Genomic DNA, 1,757 nt, shown 5'->3' on the forward strand with positions numbered 1-1,757 from the left:
GTCGACAAGGAGTACGGCAAGGACTGGTGGTTCAAGGTCTGGGGCCCGGACAAGCTGGCCGCCGACGGCATCGGCAAGAGCAGCGACTGGGTGCTGAAGGCCGGCGAGAAGTGGCACGGCTTCGGCAACCTCGCGAGCGGCTTCAACCTGCTCGATCCGATCAAGTGCACGCTGATCACGCCGGGGCTCGATGTCTCGGGCAAGTTCGCGAAGACCGGCATCCCGGCGTCGATCGTCACCAAGTTCCTGGCCGAGCACGGCGTGGTGGTCGAGAAGACGGGGCTGTACTCGTTCTTCATCATGTTCACGATCGGCATCACGAAGGGCCGCTGGAACACGCTGCTGACCGCGCTGCAGCAGTTCAAGGACGACTACGACCGCAATGCGCCGCTGTGGCGCGTGCTGCCGGAGTTCGTGGCCAAGCAGCCGCGCTACGAGCGCATGGGGCTGCAGGACCTGAGCCAGGCCATCCATGAGATGTACGCCAAGGGCGACATCGCACGCCTGACCACCGAGATGTATTTGTCCGACCTGCAGCCGGCGATGAAGCCCACCGATGCGTTCGCGCGCATCGCGCACCGCGACACCGAGCGCGTGGCGATCGACGACCTGGAAGGCCGCGTCACCACCTCGCTGCTGACGCCGTACCCGCCGGGCATCCCGCTCTTGATCCCGGGCGAGCGCTTCAACAAGAAGATCGTCGACTACCTGAAGTTCACGCGCGCGTTCAACGCCAAGTTCCCGGGCTTCGACACCGATGTCCACGGGCTGGTGGAGCATGACAGCGGCGAGGGATCGCGGACGTACCACGTGGATTGCGTGAAGGAAGGTTGAGCGCCGGCGGTATGGGGAGGTACGAATGGACCTCCTCAAGGTTGATGAATTTGCTCGGCTTGTTGTGACAAATTCCTTCGCGCATCGCTAGACTGCGCGCACCGCAGCGGCAGACCACTGCCGCGCGGGTTGCCAGTGCCCCACAAGGCCGAAGGCGACACACCTCTCCCTCGTTGTCATTGGATGCATGGTCGACGACCGTGCGCTGGAGGACTCTTTTGGAACTGATCTTGGTTGCGTCGCGGCGTGTCCGCGGCTGGGTGGTGTCGTGCCTGGGTGCGCTGGCGCTGGCTCTGTCTTCTTCGGCGACTTGGGCTCAGCTGGTGGTCGGCAATGGCGGCCAGCCGAGCTATCAGCATTCGATCGCCGTGCCGCCGGGCGTGGCCGGCATGACGCCGAGCATCAGCCTGRCCTATGGCGGCGAAGGCAGCGGGCCGCTCGGGCACGGATGGTCGCTGCAGGGCATCTCGGCCATTGCGCGTTGTGCCGACAACCTGTCCACCGACGGGCATGTGAGGGGCGTCAACAACAGCGCCGCCGACAAGCTGTGCCTGGATGGCCAGCGCCTGATCCAGACCGATGAGGCGGGCGTTCCGCTGCCGTTTCCGCAGACCAACGACAGCGCCGGTGGCAGCGGCCTGCTGCGCGAGTACCGCACCGAGAAGGACACGTATGCGCGCATCCGCGCCTACGGCACAGGGGGTGGTTCGCCGACGTACTTCAAGGTGTGGACCAAGGACGGGCGCATCCACGAATACGGCACCAACCCCGCTGCGAACGCGATGGCCGATGCCGCCGTCACCGCGCAGGCCAGCGGCGTCATCACCACCTGGCTGATCAGTCGCAGCAGCGACCTGAAGGGCAACTACATCGACTTCCAGTACCAGCAGCGCGGCGTCGCCTGGGGCAGCGCGACCCAGGGC

The 1,757-nt window shown here is 65.6% G+C and carries 2 protein-coding genes; both read left to right on the plus strand.

The features are described from left to right. The coding region (locus AC1D01_RS33220) for an Orn/Lys/Arg family decarboxylase (RefSeq protein ID WP_477873736.1) at positions 1-834 on the plus strand (834 nt) is incomplete at its 5' end. Between the two features lie 218 nt (positions 835-1,052). Then, the coding region (locus tag AC1D01_RS33225; RefSeq protein WP_477873737.1) for a SpvB/TcaC N-terminal domain-containing protein at positions 1,053-1,757 on the plus strand (705 nt) is incomplete at its 3' end.

The sequence above is a fragment of the Rhizobacter sp. P3_B12 genome, from assembly GCF_056402895.1.